A 19018-nucleotide genomic window follows, 5' to 3' on the forward strand; every position below is an offset into this window, starting at 1 on the left:
GTGGACGTCAAACGACTGCTCCTGATGCCCGGAGCCACTCCAGGGCCCGCACGTCGCGCCGGGCCGCCGGACCCGGGCCGGGTACTGCGCGGTGACGCGACACTGACCGCCGTGCTGGCGTCCGCCGCCGTACTGATCGCCCTGTTCCTGCACAACAACGGGAGCCGGCCGACCGCTCTGGGCTGGGTGCTGCTGCTCACCGCGCACATCCCCGCGCTGTGGCGGCGGCGCGCCCCGCTCCCCGTGTTCCTCTGTGTGTTCGCCGTCACCGTGCCGTACCACACGATGGAGTTCAACCACACGGCCCCGCTGCCCGTCGCCGGCCTCTGCCTGTTCACGGTCACCATGACCGAACGGCCGCGCCGTTCCCTCGTCGTGGGCGCGGTCGTCATCGGACTGGAACTCGTCGTCAAGTTCAGCCAGGGAGTGGCCGAGGGCGCGCAGGCGCTCCGGATCTCCGGCTGGATCGTCGCCATCATCCTGCTCGGCCTGTACGCGCGCATCCAGCGCCAGTACGTCGACTCCGTCATCGAGCGCGCCGAACGCGCCGAACGCACCCGCGAGGAGGAGGCCAGGCGCCGCGTCGCCGAGGAACGCCTGCGCGTCGCCCGCGACCTGCACGACCTCCTCGCCCACAGCATCACCCTGGTCGGCGTCCAGACGGCCGTCGCCGCCCACGTCCTGAACGCCACGCCCGACCGCCTGGACCGGGCCGCCGTCGCCAAAGCCCTCGACGACATCGCCGACACGTGCCGGTCGGCGCGCGGCGAACTCCGCGCCACGCTGGAGGTGCTGCGCTCCATGCCGGACGAGACGCGGGGGCCGCTGCCGGACCTCGACGGCCTGCCGGAACTGGTCTCGGCGGCCCGCACGGCCGGCGCCGAGGTGGTCGCGGACCTCGACACGGCGGACGTACCGCCCGCCGTCGGCGCGGCCGCGTACCGGATCGTGCAGGAGGCACTGACCAACGCCGTGCGGCACGGCGGGTCCGGGCTCACGGTGCGGGTGACCGTCCGGGCGGCGCCCGCCGGACTGAGCGTCTCGGTGGTGGACGACGGGCGCGGGGCGGCATCGCAGCCTTCCGAGGCCCCGGGGTTCGGGCTGATCGGCATGCGGGAGCGGGCGCGCAGTGTGCTGGGCGTGCTGGAGGCCGGGCCCCGGGAGGCCGGCGGATGGGAGGTGGCGGCGACGCTGCCCTTCCCCGGGGCGCCGGATGCACGGGACGCGCAGGGTGCGCGGGACGCAGGGGATGAACGGGACGGCGCCGATCAGCAGCCCTGCGGCGCGACGCCCGCGGCCACGACGACCGCGCAGCCGCCGACGGAACCACCACCACACCTGACGACGGTGCGGCGGCCGTCCCCCGAGGAGGCGTCATGACGCGCATCCGCGTCCTCCTCGCCGACGACCAGACCCTGGTCCGCGCGGCCTTCGCCATGCTCGTGGACTCCGCCGACGACATGGAGGTCGTCGGCCAGGCGGCCACCGGCCGCGAAGCCGTCGAGCTGGCCAGGTCGGCCCGCGCCGACCTGGTCGTCATGGACATCCGCATGCCCGACCTCGACGGCATCGAGGCCACCCGGCTGCTCGCCGCCGACGAGGACCTCGCCGGGGTGAAGGTCCTGATGCTGACCACGTACGACACCGACGAGCACGTCGTCGACGCACTGCGCGCGGGCGCCTCGGGCTTCCTCGTGAAGGACACCAGACCGGCCGAACTCCTCGACGCCGTCCGCACGGTGGCGGCCGGCGACGCGCTTCTGTCGCCCGGCCCCACGGCCCGCCTCATCGCCCGCGTGCTGCGCGCCCCGGCGGTCCCCGAACCGCCGGACGGCACCCTCGACCACCTCTCCGACCGCGAACGCCAGGTGCTCACGCTCGTCGCGCGCGGCCTCACCAACACGGAGATCGCCGACACGCTGGGGCTCAGCCCGCTCACCGCGAAGACCCATGTCAGCCGGATCATCGGCAAGTTGGCGGTGCGGGACCGCGCGCAGCTGGTCATCACGGCCTACGAGTCCGGTCTCGTGACGCCGCTCAACTCCCCGTAGCCGCACGGGTATTGCCCCGTCCCACGGCGCCCCCTTACGGTCACAGGACGTCCTACGTCCCATGTCCGGATCTGGGGGAGCGATGCCAGCTGTCAAGCACCGTGCGAGTCGAGAGGGCCGTCCGGACCGCAGGGGGTGCCTGGCCGGGGCCGCCCTCACCGCCGCCGTCGCCGCCGCGGCCCTCACCCTGCCCGGCACCGCGGCCGCGGCACCGGTGACCGGGCCCGCCCGCTGCACCTCCTCGGTCCCGTTCACCGCGGGCGCCGGCGGCTACGACACCTACCGCATCCCGGCCGTCGTCCGCACCGCCCGCGGCACGCTCCTCGCCTTCGCCGAGGGCAGACACAGCAGCGCCGCCGACACCGGGAACATCGACGTCGTCCTCAGACGCTCGGCCGACGGCGGCTGCACCTGGGGCCCGCAGACCGTCGTCGCCGCAGGCAACGGCGACACCCGCGGCAACCCGGCCCCCGTCGTGGACCCGAGAACCGGCCGGATCACCCTCCTCACCTCCTACAACAGCGGCCAGGCCACCGAGGCCCAGATCATGCGCGGCGAGGTGACGCCCGAGCAGAGCCGCCGGGTCTTCGTGCAGTCCAGCCGCGACGACGGCCGCACCTTCACGCCGCCCCGCGACCTCACGGACACCGTCAAACGCCCCGGCTGGCGCTGGTACGCGACCGGCCCCGGCCACGCCGTCGCGCTCACCCGCGGCCCGCACGCCGGCCGCCTCGTCGTCCCCGCCAACCACTCGGCCGCCCCGCCCGCGGGCTCAGCCGACACCGGCCAGGAGGCCAAGTACTACGGCGCGCACGCCCTCTACAGCGACGACGGCGGCCGCACCTGGCGGATCGGCTTCGTCGACGACTCCTACGACGGCGAGAACAACTCCAACGAGTCCACGGCCGCCCAACTCCCCGACGGACGCCTCTACTTCAGTGCCCGCGACCAGAACGGCAGCAACGCGGGGAACCGCCTCGACAGCTACTCGGGCGACGGCGCCGAGACCCTCGACCGCCCCTACGCGGTGCAGCCCGCGCTGTCCGACGTCCCGGTCGTCCAGGGCAGCGTCCTGCAGACGGCGGGAGGCAAGGGCAAGCCCCTGCTGTTCTCCGGCCCGTCCGTGCCGACCGCCCGCCAGGCCATGGCGATATGGCGCAGCGACGACGCGGGCGCGACCTTCACCAGGTCCGTCACCCTCTCCCCGCTCAAGGCCGCCTACTCGGACCTGGTCCAGCCCGACCGGCGAACCGTCGGCATCCTGTACGAGACCGGCGCGACGGGCACGTACGAGACGATCGAGTTCCGCCGCATCCCCCTGGGCGATCTCTAGGGCCTGTCGTCACACTCCCGTCTGCCCCGCGGCGTCTGGCACGCACGCTCGCGGCGGCTACGGTGGGCCCATGCCGCCACGCCCGCCGCACCGCCCCGCGCTCCTCGTCATCGACATGCAGGCCGCCCTGGTGCCGATCATGCACCGCCCGGGGCCGACCGTCGGGGCCATCGCGGGACTGCGCTCCCGGGCCCGGGCGGCGGGCGTCCCCGTCGTCACGGTGAGCCAGCGCGGCGGCGGCCCCGTGGTTCCCGAACTCGCCCCGGGTGAGGAGGAGTCGGCGGTGGAGAAGAGCACCGCCGACGCCTTCCTGCACACCCCGCTCGACACGGTGCTGCACGACCTCGGCGCGACCGAGCTCCTGGTCACCGGGTTCGCCACGGAGAACTGTGTGGAGACCACGGCGCGCCAGGCCCTCAGCCGCGGCTACGACCTGGTGCTCGTGGCGGACGGCCACACGACGTCCGTCCGCCCCGACACGACGGATTTCGCTCCACCGGCCCAGTCGATCGCCCACCACAACGAGATCTACCGCCACATCGACTTCCCCGACCGCAGCGTCCGGGTGCTGCCGGCGGCCGCCGTGGACTTCTCGGCGCCCTGAGCCGTGCCTAGCCGTGCGCCAGGGGGTGCAGTGGCTCGTACAGGCCGACCTCGCCGCCGCCCGGCAGTCGCAATGCCGTGAGCCGGCCCCACCGCAGCTCCTCCACCGGCTTCGTGAACTCGACGCCCTTCGCGGTCAGTTCGGCGACCGTCGCCGTCACGTCGTCGCACATCAGCATCAGCTCGTGCGAGGGCGCGCCGTCGGCCGGATGGACGGCGACCTCGGCGGGCGGCGCCGCGAAGATCAGCCATCCGCCCCCGGCGTCGACGTGCGGCCAGCCCAGCACGTCCCGGAAGAAGGCCCGGTCGGCGTCGGCGTCGGCGGAGTACAGGATGGTGTGGGTACCGGTGATCATGCGGGGAGGGTAGCGCCGGACTGCTCCCGCACCAGGTCGCGCGTCGACTGGTCGCCGCGCACGGGATGGTGGCACCGGAACCGGTGCCCGGCCTCCCCCTCCGGCTCCGGCATCGCCGAGGCGCACACGTCGTCCGCCCGCCAGCACCGCGTGCGGAACGGGCAGCCGGACGGCGGATGCGTCGCCGACGGCACCGGGCCGATCAGCGGGATCGGGTCGATCGGGGCGAGCAGACCGGGCGTCGCCGAGAACAGCGCGCGGGTGTACGGGTGCCGGGACCGGTCGAGGACGTCGGCGGCCGGGGACTCCTCCACGATCCGGCCCAGGTACATGGTGATGACCCGGTCGCTCATCCGGCGCACCGTCTGGATGTCGTGCGAGACGAAGACCAGGGCGAGGCCGAGGCGTTCCTTCAGGTCCAGGAGGAGATTGAGGATCTGGGCGCGGACCGACACGTCGAGCGCGCTCGTCGGCTCGTCCGCCACGACCAGATCGGGTTCGAGGGCCAGCGCCCTGGCGATCGCCACGCGCTGGCGCTGGCCGCCGGAGAGCTGCCCGGGCAGCACGTCGGCGAGCGCCTTCGGCAGCCCGACCAGACTCATCAACTCCCGGACCCGGTCGTCCCGTTCGGCGGGCCGCCCGCGCCCGTGCACGTCCATGGGGTCGCGCACGATCTGCCGTACGGGCAGCCGCCGGTTCAGGGCCGTCGACGGGTCCTGGAAGATCATGCCGACGCCGGTGCCGAGCGCCGCGCGGCGCTGCGCCGGGGGCGTGGTCCACAGGTCGGCGCCCCGGTAGGTCACCGTGCCCGACGTGGGGCGCTGCACGCCCACGAGGACCTTGGCCAGGGTCGACTTGCCGCAGCCCGACTCGCCGACGACGCCGACGGTCTCGCCGGGGGCGACGGTCAGATCGGCGGCGGTGAGGGCGTGCACCTGGTCCCGGCTGAACAGGCCGCCTGAGCGGGCCTTGTGCACGACGTGCACATCGGTCAACTCCACGATGGGGGTGGTCATTTCGGCTCCCTGTCGAGGGTGGAGCTCCGCGCGGTGGGGACCTTCGCGGGCTGCGCGGGCACGGGTGCGTCGCCGCCCGCGCCCCTGGCGGCAGCGGGATGGTGGCAGGCCGTCGCGTGCGCCCGGTCGCCCAGCAGGGCCGGCGCCTCCCGCTCGCAGACCTCCGACGCCAGCGGGCAGCGGTCCGCGAAGCGGCAGCCCGCGGGGAAGTCGGCCGGGGACGGGACCACGCCCTTGATCTGCGTGAGCCGCTCGGCCGCCGCCTCCAGCGACAGCACGGAACCGAGCAGACCGCGCGTGTAGTGGTGGGCGGGCGCCTCCACCAGGTCGGCCGTCACGCCCGTCTCCACGATCTGGCCGCCGTACATGACGACGACCCGGTCGGTGACGTCGGCGACGAGCGCCAGGTCGTGCGAGACGAGGACGAGCGCGAAGCCCAGCTCCGCGCGCAGCCGCAGCAGCAACTCGATGACCTGCGCCTGGACCGTCACGTCGAGCGCCGTCGTCGGCTCGTCGGCGACGATCAGCTTCGGCTCGCGGGACAGCGCCATGGCGATGAGGACGCGCTGACGCTGGCCGCCGGAGAGTTCGTGCGGGTAGCTGCTCAGGGTGCGGGCCGGGTCGAGGCCGACCAGGTCGAGGAGTTCGGCCGGTGATCTGCGCCCGCCCCGCCGCACGACCTGCTTGAGCTGGGCGCGGACGGTCATCGCCGGGTTCAGCGACGACAGCGCGTCCTGGTAGATCATCGCCATGTCGTGCCCGAGGAGGCGGCGGCGCGCGCCCATCGGCAGGCCGGTCAGCTCCCGCCCGTCGAAGGTGACCTCGCCCTTGATCCGGGCGCCCTTCGGGTGCAGTCCCATCACCGTCAGCGCGGTCAGCGACTTGCCGCAGCCGGACTCGCCGACCAGGCCGAGGACTTCACCGGGGCGCACGTCGAAGCTGATGCCGTCCACGATGTCGACGCCGCCGTGCCGTTCGTCGAAGCCGATGGCCAGGTCCCGTACGGACAGGACCGGCGGCGCGTCCGGCAGGGGCCTGGCGCGGGCCCGCAGCCGGGCCGCCGCCTCGGTGAGGCCGGGGAGTTCGAGGACCTGGCCGCTGCCGGGGGCCGGCGCCTCCAGGCGGTCCTTCTCCTGCGTGGTCACCTCGCGGGCGGTGGGCGCGGCCCACGCGTCGGAGACGCCCTCGCTGAGGATGTTCAGGGAGAGGACCGTGAGCAGCATCAGCAGGCCGGGGAAGACCGTCGCCCACCAGCCGCCGATGAGCACCATGTTCTTGCCGTCGGCGATGACGCTGCCCCAGGACGGGTCCGGCGGCCGGACGCCCGCGCCGATGAAGGACAGCGACGCCTCGAAGACGATGGCCTCGGCGACCTGCACCGTGCAGAAGACGAGGATCGGCGCCGCGCAGTTGATGGCGACGTGCTTCAGCACGATGTGCGGGGTGCGGGCCCCGATGACGTGTTCCGCCGTGACGTAGTCCTCGCCGTACTGGGCGAGGACGTTGGCCCGCACGACGCGGGCGATCGGAGGAGTGAACAGGAACGCGATCGCGCAGATCAGGACCGGGATGCCGCCGCCGAAGACCGCGACGAGGACCGCCGCGAGGGCGATGCCGGGGAACGCCATGACGACGTCGAGGCAGCGCATCAGCGTCTCGTCGACGGCCTTGCGGGACGTCGCAGCGACCGCGCCGATGACCGCGCCCACGACGAGCGCGAGCAGGGTCGCGCCGAGGCCGATGGCCAGGGACCAGCGGGCGCCGTACATCAGCCGGCTCAGGATGTCCCGGCCGAGGCTGTCCTGGCCCATCCAGTGGCTGCCGGAGGGATGGCCGGTGCCGTCCGTCTGCGGCTGCTGGTCCAGGGGGTCGTGGGGAGCGAGGAGCGGGGCGAGGACGGCGGTGAGGACGACGACCGTGATGATGCCGAGGGCGATCCGGGAGAGGAGCGGGAGGCGGCGGAGGCCGCGCAGGCGGATGCCGGGGCGGGCGAGGGTCTCGGTGAGCTGCTTGCGGGTCGTGATCACGGGTGGCCCCCTGTCGCGGTGCGCGCGTCCGGTGTGGCTGAGGTCGTGGGGGCCGCCCCGGTGCGGCCCTGGCGGGGCGGGCGTCTCACGAGGCACCCCGCAGCCTCGGGTTCACCAGCAGGTACAGGACGTCGATCACCAGGTTCACCACCACGAATCCGACCGCCGTCGTGAGCACCACGCCCTGGACCACCGCCGGGTCGCCGTTCTTGACCGCGTCGATCATCAGCTTGCCCATGCCCGGCAGCGAGAAGATGGTCTCCACCACGACGGCCCCGCCCAGCAGGTACCCGACCCGGAGCCCGAGCACGGTCAGCGGGTTGATGAGGGCGTTGCGCAGCACGTTGCGGCCGACCACGACCACCGGCGGGAGCCCGCTGCCGACGGCCGTCCGCACGTAGTCCTTGTCCAGCTCCTCCACCACGGCCGTCCGCACGATCCGGGTGAGCTGGGCGGCGACGGGCAGGGAGAGGGCGAGGGCCGGCAGCGTCATCGACTTCAGCCAGCCGGTCAGCGAGTCGGCCGGGTTGACGTATCCGCCGGTCGGGAACCAGCCCTGGTCCACCGCCAGGTACTGGATCATCAGGAGCGCCAGCCAGAACCCGGGCGCCGCCACCCCGGTCAGCGACACGACCCGGACGGCCTGGTCCCAAACCCGGTCCCGGTAGATCGCCGCGCTGATGCCGAGCACCAGCGAGACGACGACCGCGATGCCGAGCCCCAGGAACGTCAGCTGCATGGTCAGCGGCAGCGCCGTGGTGACCTGCTCCACCACGGGCTGCCGGGTCAGCACGCTGATGCCCATGTCGCCCCGGACCAGCTCCCCGACGAAGTGGACGTAGCGCAGCGGCAGCGGGTCGAGCAGTCCGTTGCTCTCGCGGAAGTCGTGCAGCTGCTGCGGCGTCGGGTTGGCCCCCTGGAAGTAGGCGGAGGCCGGGTCGATGTCCGCGAACCGCATCACGAGGAACACGAACAGGACGATGCCGAGCAGCAGCGGCACGAGCAGCACGAGCCGCCGGGCGAGGATTCTGGCGATCACGGCCACGGGCGTGAACTCCCTTACGTAGCGCGGGTGGTGCGGGACTTACGCCGGTTCGGCCTTCAGGACGTTGATGCCGGGGTACGGCTGCGCCTGGATGCCCGTGATCTTCTTCGGGTCCCACGCCGTCATCAGCTCGTTGTGCACGACGGGGTAGATGACCGCCTGTTCGGCGACGAGGTCGAGGTAGTCCTGGATCATCGTCTTCTTGCGGGCGGCGTCCGGCTCCCGGGTGGCCTGGTCCATCTGCTTGAAGAGCTGCTTGGCCGTGGAGTTGTCGGCCCACCGGGCGTAGCCCATCCAGAGATTGGTGGGCCCGTAGTTGTAGTGCATGATCAGGTCGGCGTCGAGGCCGAACTGGTTCGGGTTCGAGGCGGCCGCCACCACCTGGTAGTCCTTCTTCTGGTCCATCTTCGTGAAGACGGCGGTGGTCTCCTGCACGTCGAGCGTGGTCTTCACGCCGATCGCGTCCCACGATGCCTTGATGGTGGGCAGGCAGTCCGCGATCCAGGACACGTTCACGGCCATCAGGCTGATGCTGAGGCCGCTCACGCCCGCCTCCTTCAGCAGCTTCTTCGCCTTGGCCGGGTCGTAGTCGTAGACCGTCTTCGCGGCGCGGTGCGTCGGGTTGTCCTCGTTGAGGAACGAACTCGCCGCCTTCCCGTGGCCCTTGAGCGCGACGTCGATCATCTTCTTCTTGTCGATCGCGTAGTGCAGGGCCTGGCGCACCCGGACGTCGTCGAACGGCTTGTGCGCGGTGTTGAACATCAGGAACAGGTTGTTCATCCCGGCGCCGCCCTCGACGGTGAGCCCGCCCTTCTCCAGGGTCTGGATGTTGGCGTACGGGATGTTGTCGGCGATCTGCGCGTCGGCGCTGCCGCCGGAGATCTTCGCGACGCGGGGCGCCGCGTCGACGATGGTCAGCCAGTTCATCTTCCGGAAGGCGGGCTTGCGCGGGCCGTTGTAGTCGTCGAACGCCTCGAAGGTGGTGTTCGTCTTCGGCTGGTGCGAGGTCTGCCGGTACGGGCCCGAGCCGACCGCCTTGCCCTTCATCGCCTCGTCCCACGCGCCCGGCTTCGAGAAGACGTGCTTCGGCATGATCTTGGCGAGGGTGAGGCGGGCGACGCCGTCCGGGAAGGGGAACTTCAGGACCAGCTCGACCGAGGAGGCGTCGACCTTCCTGACCTCCTTCAGCCAGCTCTCGAAGAAGCCCTTGGCCAGCGACGGGGTCTTCGGGTCGAGGATCCGGTCGAAGACGAACACCACGTCGTCGGCGGTGACCGGCTTGCCGTCGTGCCACTTCGCGCCCGAGCGCAGCGTGAACTTCCAGGACGTGGACTTGAGCTGGGCCGCGTCCGGGGCCGCCGTCGCGAGCGCCGGGTAGGGGGCGCGGGTGATCGGGTCGGTGTCGACCAGCCCCTCGTAGATGTGGTGGTTGCCGGCCATCGCGAACGCGGACGCGGTCTGCGTGGGGTCCCAGCTGCCGTCGTTCCCGTAGCCGATCACGGCGGTCAGGGAGGCGGACCCGCCCTTGCCCCCGTCGTCGCCCGTGTCGTTCGTGGACTTGGGTCCCGACGAACAGGCCGACAGGGACGTGGAGATGGCGGCGGCCGCGCCGAGGGCGCCGGTGTACCTGAGGAAGGAGCGGCGGCCGGTGTCGTGGTCGCTCATGGTGCCTCCAGTAAGGGAGAGCCCCCGTAAGGGAGTTCCAGAGATCCAACGTCCTACGTCTTGGTAGCGACGTGACCATAAGAGGGGGCGCGGGGCCGGTCAAGAGATCGCGCAGCAACCCGCACACAAGTCCTCCGGCAGATCTTTCTGCCCGAGGTGGGACGTGGGACGTCCACAGCCCTTACGATGCGGCGCATGTCAGACGAGCCCAGCAGCCGCCCGGCCGTGCGGCACCCCCGCGTCGGCCACCAGGTCCAGCGTGCGGTGATGCAACTGATCCTGGACACGGGACTGCGTCCAGGTGAACTGCTCCCCACCGAAGCCGAGTTGATGGAATCGCTCGGCGTGAGCAGAAACTCCGTGCGCGAGGCGCTCAAGGCGCTGCAGGCGCTCGACATCGTGGAGATCAGACACGGCTACGGCACCTACGTCGGCCAGGCCTCGCTGACCCCGCTCGCCGACGGCCTCACCTTCCGCACCCTGCTGCGCCCCGCCGACGACGCGCACGCGCTCGCCGAGATCCTCCAGGTCCGCGAGGTGCTGGAGGAGGGGCTGATCCGGCGGCTCGCCGCGCGTCCGCTGCCCGTCGAGGTGCTCGACCAACTCGACGTCATCGTCGGCAAGATGGGCGCGGCGGGCGAGGCGGACGAGCCCTTCGCCGATCTCGACCGGGAGTTCCACGAGACGCTCTACAGCCCGCTCGGCAACGAGCTGATCCCGCAACTGCTCGGCGCCTTCTGGAACGTCTTCGACCGGGTCGCCGGCGTCCGCCAGTGGTCCAGCGACCCCGCCCCCGAAGTCACCGTCGACCGGCACCGCGCCATCGTCACGGCGCTGCGCGCGCAGGACGCGGCCCGCGCGCAGGAGGCCATGGCCACCCACTTCCGCGGCATCGAGAAACGCGCGGAGCAGGAGACGAGGGGGGTGCAGTGACCCCACGGGACGAGGCGGGGGACCGGCTGCGGCACTTCTACGACCGGCTCGGCTCGCTCGGCTTCGGCGGCGACTACAACCCCGAGCAGTGGGGCCCCGAAGTCCACGCGGAGGACCGCGAGTTGATGGCGCGGGCGGGCGTCAATCTCGTCACCCTGGGCATCTTCGGCTGGGCCACGGCCGAGCCGTCCCCCGGTGCGTACGACTTCGGCTGGCTCGACCCGCACCTGGACCGGCTCGCCGACGCCGGCATCGCCGTCAGCCTCGCCACGATGACCGCCTCGCCGCCGCCGTGGCTGGCGAGGCTGCATCCCGAGACGCTCCCCGTGCTCGCCGACGGCACGCGGCTGCACCCCGGCTCGCGCCAGCACTGGTGCCCCTCCAGCCCCGTCTTCCGTACGTACGCGACGCGCCTGGTCGAGCAGGTGGCGACGCGGTACGCCGGCCACCCGGCCCTCGCTCTGTGGCACGTCGGGAACGAGTTCGGCTGCCACGTCTCCCGGCACTGCCACTGCGAGGTGTCCGCTGCGGCGTTCCGCACCTGGCTGCGCGCCCGCTACGACGGATCGCTCGACGCCCTCAACTCGGCCTGGTCCACCGACTTCTGGTCGCAGCGCTACGGCGACTGGGAGGAGATCGGGACACCGCGCACGGCGCCCTCCTTCCGCAACCCGGGACAGCGCCTGGACTACCTGCGCTTCTCCTCCGACGAACTCCTCGACTGCTACCGGGCGGAGAAGGCCGTCCTCGACCGGATCACCCCCGACGTACCGGTCACGACGAACTTCGTGCCGATCGCGCCGACCCTCGACCTGTTCGGGTGGGCCGCCGAGATGGACGTCGTGTCGTACGACTCCTATCCCGACCCGCACGATCCGGACTCCTTCCACCGCACCGCGTTCTCCTACGACGTGATCCGCGGCCTGCGCGGCGGGCAGCCGTGGCTGTTGCTGGAGCAGGCGCCGGGCGCGGTCAACTGGCGCGAGCGCAACGGCCGCAAGCCGGCCGGGCGGATGGAGCTGGACAGCTGGCAGGCGGTCGCCCACGGCGCCGACTCGGTCCTCTTCTTCCAGTGGCGGGCCTCGCGCGGTGGCGCGGAGAAGTTCCACTCGGCGATGGTTCCGCACGGCGGCGGCGAGACCCGGACCTTCCGCGACGTGACCCGGCTCGGCGCCGAACTGGCCGCCACCCCCGGCCTGTTGGGCTCCCGGCCGGAGCGCGCCGACGCCGCGCTCCTGATGGACTGGCCCAACTGGTGGGCGCTGGAGCAGGAGGCCCACCCCAGCGCCGACGTCACGTTCCTGGACGCCGCGCTCGCCCATCACCGGCCGCTGTACGACGCGTCGGTGGCCTGCGACGTCGTCCCGGTGGACGCCGACCTCGCCCCGTACCGGCTGCTCCTCGTCCCCAACCTCTACTCGGTGTCGGAGGCGACCGCGGCCCGCGTCCGGGAGTACGTGCACGGCGGCGGCACCCTCGTCATGTCGTACTTCTCCGGGATCGTCGACGAGCACGACCGCGTGCACCTCGGCGGATACCCGGCGCCCTTCCGGGAGTTGCTCGGCCTGCGCGTCGAGGAGTTCGACCCGCGCCCGGACGGCGGCTGGGCCGAGGACATCGTCCTGGAGGGCGCCCAGCAGGTCCTGTCGTTCAAGGACGGCAGCCCGGCCGTCACCCGGCACGCCTATGGCGACGGCACCGCCTGGTACCTCGGCATGCGGCCCGAACCGGCCGCGATGCGGGACCTGGTGGACCGGATCCGCGCCGAGGCGGGCGTCCGCCCGGTGCTGCCCGACCTGCCGGACGGCATGCAGGCACGGCGCCGCGTCGGCGCCGACGGGACGCGCTACACGATCGTCATCGACGAAGCGGCGCGCACGGTCGACGTGCTGGTCAAGGCTCCTTAGGCGGGGGCGGCCGCCCTGATCGGGCGGCCGCATCGGCCTATTTAGTAGCCATGGCTACTATCGCCATGTACATTATTCGGTATGAGCAACTCGGCTTCCGGTCCGACGCCCGGCTACCTCGTCTGGCGCCTGTCCACGAAGGTGCGCGTCGCCATCGACCGCGAACTGGCCCCGCTGGGCCTGACCCACGCCAAGTACGCCCTGCTGTCCTCCCTGCACGGCCTGCGGCAGGCCGGCGAGACGCCCAGCCAGCGTCGACTCGCCGACCACACCGGGCTCGAGGCCCTGTACGTGTCCAAGCTCGCCCGCTCCCTGGAGCGTGACGGGCTGATCGAGCGGCCGCGCGACGTGGCGGACAGCCGCGCCGTGCGGCTCGCGCTCACGGACGAGGGGCAGGCCGTGGCGGAGCGGGCCATCGGGGTCGTACAGCGCCTGATCGCCCGGCTCTTCGAACCGCTGGGCGGCCCGGACAGCGAGCGCACCCGGGTCCTCACCGCCGAGCTGACGGCACTGCTGGACGTCCCCCTGACGACCTGAACACCCGACCAGGTGAAGGAGTACGACGTGACCACCACCGCACCCCGCCTCAACGGCCAGATCATCGGCCAGGCCTTCTACGCCACCCGCGCCCTCCTCGACCGCCGCCTCACCCGCGAAGGCGTCACCTTCAACCAGTCCCTCGTCCTCAACGTCCTCGCGCAGCACGGCGGTTCGTGGGGCCGCCAGGCGCTCGTCGAGCGGATGACCGGCACCACGAAGGTCACCGCCGAGGTGGCGCACGCCGCCTTCGCGGAGCTCGTCGCGGCCGGACTCGTCGAGACGGGCCCCGGCGACCGGCCCGACCTGCTGCTCACGGAGACCGGCCGTGCCCTCCAGGAGCGGCTCGCCGAGGCCGTCGCGGGGATCGCCGAGCAGGTCTACGCGAACATCCCCGACGACGAACTCGCCGCCGCGGCCCAGGTGTTGATCCGCCTCACCGAGCAGGCGAACGCGGCGCTGGCGGCGGACGAGGCCGCCGCCTGACGGGACACCGCCCGCCGAGGTCCGTATCCGGTCAAATCCCTGCGCGTCGGGGCGTGTCGTGGCACAGTCCGGCCGTGACGTACGAACGCGAACTCGATGCCACCGGATTCAGCGAAGTCATCGTCGAACGACGGGACGTGTCCGTCCCCGGATCGATCACCCGCATGACCGTCTGCCTGGCCCGCCCGAGCACCCCCGGAAACCATCCGGTGGTGCTCGTGGGACCGGAACTGTGGGGCGTGAACGAGGACGCGCGGACCGTCGCCCGCCGCCTCGCCGCCCACGGACACGTGGCGGTCGTCCCGAACCTCTACCACCGCGCCGACCCCGACTCGGCCCGCGGCTTCCCGCGCTCCGACGCCAACCGCACGCACGCCTTCAACCTCGTCGCACGCCTCACCCGCGACGAGGTCGAGGCGGACCTGCGGGCGGCGGCCGCCCACGCCCGCAGGCACGCGGGCGCCGCCGACCGCACCGGCATGCTCGGCTTCTCCCTCGGCGGCCACATCGCCTACTTCGCGGCGACCCGCCTCGACCTGGCCGCCGTCGCCGTCTACTACCCCGGGTGGCTGACGACGCCCGGCACCGCGCTGAGCCGCCCCGGCCCCCTGGTCGACCAGACCCACCGGATCGCCGCCGCCGGCACGGCGCTCGCCCTGTTCTACGCCGAACACGACCACGTCATCGACGCCGCGCAGGTGGCGGAGGTCCGCCGGGCGCTCGCCGACTCCGGCGTACGCCACGAGGTCACCGTCCACCCGGGCGCCGCGCACGCCTTCTTCTTCCCCGGCCACACCGGCTACGACAAGGTCGCGGCGGACGCGTCGTGGGAGCGGGTCGTCGCCCTGTTCCGCACCGAACTGCGGGGCGGCACCGGCTGACCACGCCGCGCGCTCAGCCGGGTCCTACCGGCGCCGCCCGCCCCGGTGCGCGTGAGCAGCCGGGCATCGGTCAACTCGCTCGCCGGATACGCCAGTTAGGCCTTCCGTCCGATGGATCTGGTCGTCTCCACGGGAAGGCCTACCCCGCCCCATGCCTGCGACGGCGCTCCGCCTGTCCCGCGGCTGCCTCGGTGCATGGCGCAAGGTGAGCGAGTGCACCGGCGCGTTCCCGGCAGGCCGGACGGAAACGGACGTCCGCGGATCAATAGCGGTCGACACCGGGCCTGGGCGGTCAACGGGTCGAGCCACCAGTGCCGTTGGGGTCATAGTGGCTGTTCACCATGGCGGGGCGCACAGGACGGAGGGCCCGGCATGGGCGGACGGAAGGACCGGAAGGGCGACCGGGGCCGACGGCGGGGCGGCGGCTCCGGATCCTCGAACACGGCGGGCGCACTCGGCGCCGTCCTGTGTCTGTGCACCGCGCTCGCCGCACTCGCCGACGCCTGGCGGGCCGCGGTCGCGGTGCTGCTCATCGGCCCCCTCCTGGCCTGCGCCTGGCTGGGCGTGCGCGCCACGGCCGCGGCGGTGCTGTGGAGCGTGGCCCTGGCCGGGGTGGCGGGCACTGTCAGACACCACGCGGCGTACCCGGCGCTCGCCCTCGAGTACCTCGTCCTGCTCGCCGGCGGCTGGGTCGCGATCCGGATCGCCGACCTGACCGCGACCCGCGCGGCCGCCCTGGCCCGGGCCACCGAGGTCGCCGAGGTGGCGCAGGGGGCGCTGCTGCGCCCGGTGTCCGCGCGGATCGGCGACGTCGACGTGTCCACCCGCCACCACTGCCCCCTGAGCCCCGAGACGGTGGGCGGCGACGTCTACGACATCGCCAACACGCCCTACGGGCTACGGGTGTTCATCGGCGACGTGCGCGGTCACGGCCTCGACGCGGTGCGCACGGCGGCGGCGGTCGCCGGCGGCTTCCGCGACCTCGCCTACGTCACCCCGCGCCTCACGGACCTCGCCGTGCACCTCGACGCCCGCATCGCGCCGGACCTGGGCCCCGAGGACTTCGTCACCGGGATCTTCGCCGAGTTCGCGCCCGGTGAGGTGCGCCTGGTCAACTGCGGTCATCCGGCGCCCCTGCGGGTCGGCGTGGGCCGGCCCACCCTCCTCGAACCGGTCGCCCCGGCCCGCCCGCTGGGCCTCGGCACCCGCCCGGGCCAGCGCCGCTGCTGGCTGCAGCGGGGCGACCGCGTCCTCCTCTACACGGACGGCTTGACCGAGGCCAAGGACGCCGGCGGCACCGACTTCCCGCTCCTGCGCAGCGGCGCGTCGGCCCTGGCGGAACTGAGGCTGCCCGAAGCCCTGGACGCCCTGTACGCGGCGCTCACCACCCACACGGGCGGCGGCCCGCTGCACGACGACGTGGCGCTCGTCCTGTGTGAACAGTCGGCATCCGTATCAGCGGAACACGGCACTTCGTCAATCATCCGGGCGACGGTCAACTGATGCTTACGAATTAGCTGTTCGAACCGGAAGTCACGATCGGTCCGTCCGAAACGAAAACGCCTATTCCCCGTTCGACTTGTGCGGGACCGGCCTCCGGACGGAATCGATTCAGCCCGATTCCGGAAAACTCCCGGGCCGCCCCGCCGCAGCCAACTCACCGCTACCGCACCCACCTTGTAGTGCACAGACCTCCCCCCACTCTAGAGATGTGACGCCGCCGCCGAGGTGCGAAGCGTGAAATCGAATCGGGCAGGGGAACCACGTGAGGGGCACCGAGAACCATGCCGTGCTGCGCGTGGAGAAAGCCGAGGAAATGGTGGAGAAATTGCGAGCCGCACTCGCGAGGGCGGGAATTGTGCTGCCTTCGCCCGGACCGGACCGGGAGTCAATCGCGCGGACGGCCCCGTGTCCATCGGTGGAATCCGGGCGTTGTTCGGTTGACGCGGCGGACCGGCTCGCCGCCGTACTCCTCCCAGGTCCCGACGACAGGAGCGCCACCCGATGAAGCCACCGATCGGTTCGTATGCGGTCGACACGAGCACCGGTCAGGTGGGGCGGGTCATGGGGCACGAGGGCCCGTACGTGCAGCTGCGCCCCTTCGGCGGCGGCCGGGAGTGGGACTGTCCCCCCGAGGAGCTGCGCGAGGCGACGACCACGGAGCGGCTGCGCGCCGCGACGGCGTACGCCAACAGACGCAGCCGGGGCGAGGTGCCGTAGCGCCGGTGTGGCGCAGGTCATGGCCGGAGCGGGCCGCAAGCCCCGGCCGCGCCCCTGCCGCCTCCCCGGGTGAGGGAGAATGGGAGGCATGAGCCTGGACCGGGAAGACGACGACGCTGCCCCCGGGGGTGTGCGATGAGTCTCTTCAGGGACGACGGGATCGTCCTGCGGACCCAGAAGCTCGGCGAGGCCGACCGCATCATCACCCTCCTCACGCGCGGCCACGGCCGGGTCCGCGCCGTGGCCCGGGGCGTGCGCCGCACCAAGTCCAAGTTCGGGGCGAGGCTCGAACCGTTCTCCCACGTCGACGTGCAGTTCTTCGCTCGGGGCAGCGAACTGATCGGACGCGGGCTCCCGTTGTGCACGCAGAGCGAGACCATCGCCGCGTACGGCGGCGGGATCGTCACCGACTACGGCCGCTACACCGCGGGCACGGCCATGCTGGAGACGGCGGAACGGTTCACCGACCACGAGGGCGAACCGGCCGTCCAGCAGTACCTGCTGCTCGTCGGAGCCCTGCGCACACTCGCCCGCGGCGAGCACGAGCCGCACCTCATCCTCGACGCGTTCCTGCTCCGCTCCCTCGCCGTGAACGGCTACGCGCCCACCTTCGGCGACTGCGCGAAGTGCGGAATGCCCGGTCCGAACCGGTTCTTCTCGGTCGGCGCGGGCGGCTCGGTTTGCGTCGACTGCCGGGTACCGGGCAGCGTCGTACCCTCACCGCAGGCCCTCACCCTGCTCGGCGCGCTGCTGACCGGTGACTGGGAGACGGCGGACGCGTGCGAGGCACGGTTCGTCCGGGAGGGCAGTGGGCTGGTGTCGGCGTACCTGCACTGGCATCTGGAGCGCGGCCTGCGCTCGCTGCGGTACGTAGAGAAGAGCTAGCGCGAGCTGGCAGCTGAGACTGAGCTAGGGGAGAGGCCGGAACATGGCACGTCGCGGAATCCTCGGACGGAACCGCCGTGAGTACACAGCGCCCGAACCGCACCCGTCGGGCGCGCGGCCGCCGAAGATCCCGGGCGAGCTGGTGCCCGAGCACGTGGCCATCGTGATGGACGGCAACGGACGCTGGGCGAAGGAGCGCGGACTGCCGCGCACCGAGGGCCACAAGGTCGGCGCCGAGCGGGTCCTCGACGTCCTCCAGGGCGCCATCGAGATGGGCGTGGGGGCCATCTCCCTGTACGCGTTCTCGACGGAGAACTGGAAGCGCTCGCCCGACGAGGTCCGCTTCCTCATGAACTTCAACCGGGACTTCATCCGCAAGACCCGAGACCAGCTCGACGAGCTCGGTGTGCGCGTGCGCTGGGTGGGCCGGATGCCCAAGCTGTGGAAGTCGGTCGCCAAGGAGCTGGAGATCTCCCAGGAGCAGACCAAGGACAACGACAAGCTGACCCTGTACTTCTGCATGAACTACGGCGGCCGCGCCGAGATCGCCGACGCCGCGCAGGCCATCGCCGAGGACGTGAAGGCGGGCCGCCTCGACCCGTCCAAGGTCGGCGAGAAGACCTTCGCGAAGTACCTCTACTACCCGGACATGCCGGACGTGGACCTGTTCCTGCGCCCCAGCGGCGAGCAGCGCACCTCCAACTACCTGCTGTGGCAGAGCGCCTACGCGGAGATGGTCTTCCAGGACGTGCTGTGGCCGGACTTCGACCGCCGCGACCTGTGGCGCGCCTGCCTCGAGTACGCCTCCCGCGACCGGCGCTTCGGCGGCGCGATCCCGAACGAGGAGCTCCTCGCCATGCAGGGCAGGCAGGAACCCGAGGACCCGCAGGGCTAGGGCCTGTCTCCCAGGTCCCTCCGTCCGCCCGAAGGGCGGGCCCCGCGGCGTCTGGTGCGTGCTCTCGGTGTGCCGGGCTCAAGGCCTCGTACTGGATGTACTTGGCCTTGTGCCCGGTGCGGCGAGAGCGCGTGCCAGGCGTCGCGGGGCAGGAGGGATCTGGGAGACAGGCCCTAGC

18 protein-coding genes are annotated in these 19018 nt (G+C 72.3%); 13 read left to right on the forward strand and 5 right to left on the reverse strand.

The window, feature by feature from the left end; translation table 11 throughout:
* The 4 genes from M4J07_RS19985 (at position 1) to M4J07_RS20000 (ending at position 3988) form a co-directional block, all read left to right on the forward strand.
* Complete coding sequence (locus tag M4J07_RS19985; protein ID WP_255973790.1) at positions 1-1380, forward strand: sensor histidine kinase; 1380 nt, start codon at positions 1-3, stop codon at positions 1378-1380.
* The gene (locus M4J07_RS19990; RefSeq protein ID WP_255973792.1) at positions 1377-2051 is read left to right on the forward strand and encodes a response regulator; all 675 of its coding nucleotides are present in this window, start codon (positions 1377-1379) and stop codon (positions 2049-2051) included. The genes M4J07_RS19985 and M4J07_RS19990 overlap by 4 nt, the downstream gene beginning before the upstream one ends.
* Before the next feature lie 82 nt (positions 2052-2133).
* A complete protein-coding gene (locus tag M4J07_RS19995; RefSeq protein ID WP_255973794.1) occupies positions 2134-3384 on the forward strand; it encodes a sialidase family protein in 1251 nt (416 codons plus the stop codon).
* Positions 3385-3454: 70 nt separating this feature from the next.
* Positions 3455-3988, forward strand: a complete 534-nt coding sequence (locus tag M4J07_RS20000; RefSeq protein WP_255973795.1) for an isochorismatase family protein — start codon at positions 3455-3457, stop codon at positions 3986-3988.
* A gap of 7 nt (positions 3989-3995) precedes the next feature.
* Here the strand turns inward: M4J07_RS20000 and M4J07_RS20005 are convergent, their stop codons facing one another.
* From M4J07_RS20005 to M4J07_RS20025, 5 genes are all read right to left on the reverse strand, one after another.
* Positions 3996-4343, reverse strand: a complete 348-nt coding sequence (locus tag M4J07_RS20005) for a VOC family protein (protein WP_255973797.1) — start codon at positions 4341-4343, stop codon at positions 3996-3998.
* Entirely contained in the window at positions 4340-5359 is a 1020-nt protein-coding gene (locus M4J07_RS20010) for an oligopeptide/dipeptide ABC transporter ATP-binding protein (RefSeq protein WP_255973799.1), read from the reverse strand. Before M4J07_RS20010 ends, M4J07_RS20005 begins: the two co-directional genes overlap by 4 nt.
* Positions 5356-7386, reverse strand: a complete 2031-nt coding sequence (locus tag M4J07_RS20015; protein WP_255973801.1) for a dipeptide/oligopeptide/nickel ABC transporter permease/ATP-binding protein — start codon at positions 7384-7386, stop codon at positions 5356-5358. The genes M4J07_RS20010 and M4J07_RS20015 overlap by 4 nt, the downstream gene beginning before the upstream one ends.
* 85 nt (positions 7387-7471) lie before the next feature.
* Positions 7472-8431: an ABC transporter permease gene (locus M4J07_RS20020; protein ID WP_255973803.1), complete on the reverse strand. Its 960-nt coding sequence runs from the start codon at positions 8429-8431 to the stop codon at positions 7472-7474.
* A 39-nt stretch (positions 8432-8470) separates the two neighbouring features.
* A complete protein-coding gene (locus tag M4J07_RS20025; RefSeq protein ID WP_255973805.1) occupies positions 8471-10096 on the reverse strand; it encodes an ABC transporter substrate-binding protein in 1626 nt (541 codons plus the stop codon).
* 186 nt (positions 10097-10282) lie between these two features.
* Here M4J07_RS20025 and M4J07_RS20030 point away from each other — a divergent pair, with 186 nt between their 5' ends.
* From M4J07_RS20030 to M4J07_RS20075, 9 genes are all read left to right on the forward strand, one after another.
* Positions 10283-11029, forward strand: coding sequence for a FadR/GntR family transcriptional regulator (locus M4J07_RS20030; RefSeq protein ID WP_374215062.1), 747 nt, complete (start codon positions 10283-10285; stop codon positions 11027-11029).
* Positions 11026-12936, forward strand: a complete 1911-nt coding sequence (locus tag M4J07_RS20035) for a beta-galactosidase (protein ID WP_255973809.1) — start codon at positions 11026-11028, stop codon at positions 12934-12936. Before M4J07_RS20030 ends, M4J07_RS20035 begins: the two co-directional genes overlap by 4 nt.
* 81 nt (positions 12937-13017) lie before the next feature.
* Positions 13018-13473, forward strand: coding sequence for a MarR family winged helix-turn-helix transcriptional regulator (locus M4J07_RS20040; RefSeq protein ID WP_255973811.1), 456 nt, complete (start codon positions 13018-13020; stop codon positions 13471-13473).
* A 27-nt stretch (positions 13474-13500) separates the two neighbouring features.
* Positions 13501-13959, forward strand: coding sequence for a MarR family winged helix-turn-helix transcriptional regulator (locus M4J07_RS20045; RefSeq protein ID WP_255973813.1), 459 nt, complete (start codon positions 13501-13503; stop codon positions 13957-13959).
* A 74-nt stretch (positions 13960-14033) separates the two neighbouring features.
* Positions 14034-14840, forward strand: a complete 807-nt coding sequence (locus M4J07_RS20050) for a dienelactone hydrolase family protein (protein WP_255973815.1) — start codon at positions 14034-14036, stop codon at positions 14838-14840.
* A 372-nt stretch (positions 14841-15212) separates the two neighbouring features.
* Complete coding sequence (locus tag M4J07_RS20055) at positions 15213-16343, forward strand: PP2C family protein-serine/threonine phosphatase (RefSeq protein ID WP_255973817.1); 1131 nt, start codon at positions 15213-15215, stop codon at positions 16341-16343.
* Between the two features lie 501 nt (positions 16344-16844).
* Positions 16845-17060 carry a hypothetical protein gene (locus tag M4J07_RS20065; RefSeq protein WP_255973819.1) on the forward strand — a complete coding sequence of 72 codons (216 nt, stop codon included), beginning with the start codon at positions 16845-16847 and terminating at the stop codon, positions 17058-17060.
* A gap of 135 nt (positions 17061-17195) precedes the next feature.
* Positions 17196-17945 (forward strand): DNA repair protein RecO, encoded by a 750-nt coding sequence (recO, locus tag M4J07_RS20070; protein WP_255973821.1) that lies wholly within the window; start codon positions 17196-17198, stop codon positions 17943-17945.
* A 43-nt stretch (positions 17946-17988) separates the two neighbouring features.
* On the forward strand, positions 17989-18840 hold the full coding sequence (locus M4J07_RS20075) for an isoprenyl transferase (RefSeq protein ID WP_255973823.1): 852 nt from the start codon (positions 17989-17991) through the stop codon (positions 18838-18840).
* Positions 18841-19018 lie beyond the last annotated feature (178 nt).

Origin of the sequence: Streptomyces longispororuber (assembly GCF_024448165.1) — a bacterium.
Lineage (GTDB): Bacteria > Actinomycetota > Actinomycetes > Streptomycetales > Streptomycetaceae > Streptomyces > Streptomyces longispororuber_A.

Coding starts and splice junctions, on each gene's coding strand:
- M4J07_RS19990 (WP_255973792.1), top strand. CDS start 1,377: ATGACGCGCATCCGCGTCCTCCTCGCCGACGACCAGACCCTGGTCCGC.
- M4J07_RS19995 (WP_255973794.1), top strand. CDS start 2,134: ATGCCAGCTGTCAAGCACCGTGCGAGTCGAGAGGGCCGTCCGGACCGC.
- M4J07_RS20000 (WP_255973795.1), top strand. CDS start 3,455: ATGCCGCCACGCCCGCCGCACCGCCCCGCGCTCCTCGTCATCGACATG.
- M4J07_RS20005 (WP_255973797.1), bottom strand. CDS start 4,343: ATGATCACCGGTACCCACACCATCCTGTACTCCGCCGACGCCGACGCC.
- M4J07_RS20010 (WP_255973799.1), bottom strand. CDS start 5,359: ATGACCACCCCCATCGTGGAGTTGACCGATGTGCACGTCGTGCACAAG.
- M4J07_RS20025 (WP_255973805.1), bottom strand. CDS start 10,096: ATGAGCGACCACGACACCGGCCGCCGCTCCTTCCTCAGGTACACCGGC.
- M4J07_RS20030 (WP_374215062.1), top strand. CDS start 10,283: ATGCGGCGCATGTCAGACGAGCCCAGCAGCCGCCCGGCCGTGCGGCAC.
- M4J07_RS20040 (WP_255973811.1), top strand. CDS start 13,018: ATGAGCAACTCGGCTTCCGGTCCGACGCCCGGCTACCTCGTCTGGCGC.
- M4J07_RS20055 (WP_255973817.1), top strand. CDS start 15,213: ATGGGCGGACGGAAGGACCGGAAGGGCGACCGGGGCCGACGGCGGGGC.
- M4J07_RS20065 (WP_255973819.1), top strand. CDS start 16,845: ATGAAGCCACCGATCGGTTCGTATGCGGTCGACACGAGCACCGGTCAG.
- recO (WP_255973821.1), top strand. CDS start 17,196: ATGAGTCTCTTCAGGGACGACGGGATCGTCCTGCGGACCCAGAAGCTC.
- M4J07_RS20075 (WP_255973823.1), top strand. CDS start 17,989: ATGGCACGTCGCGGAATCCTCGGACGGAACCGCCGTGAGTACACAGCG.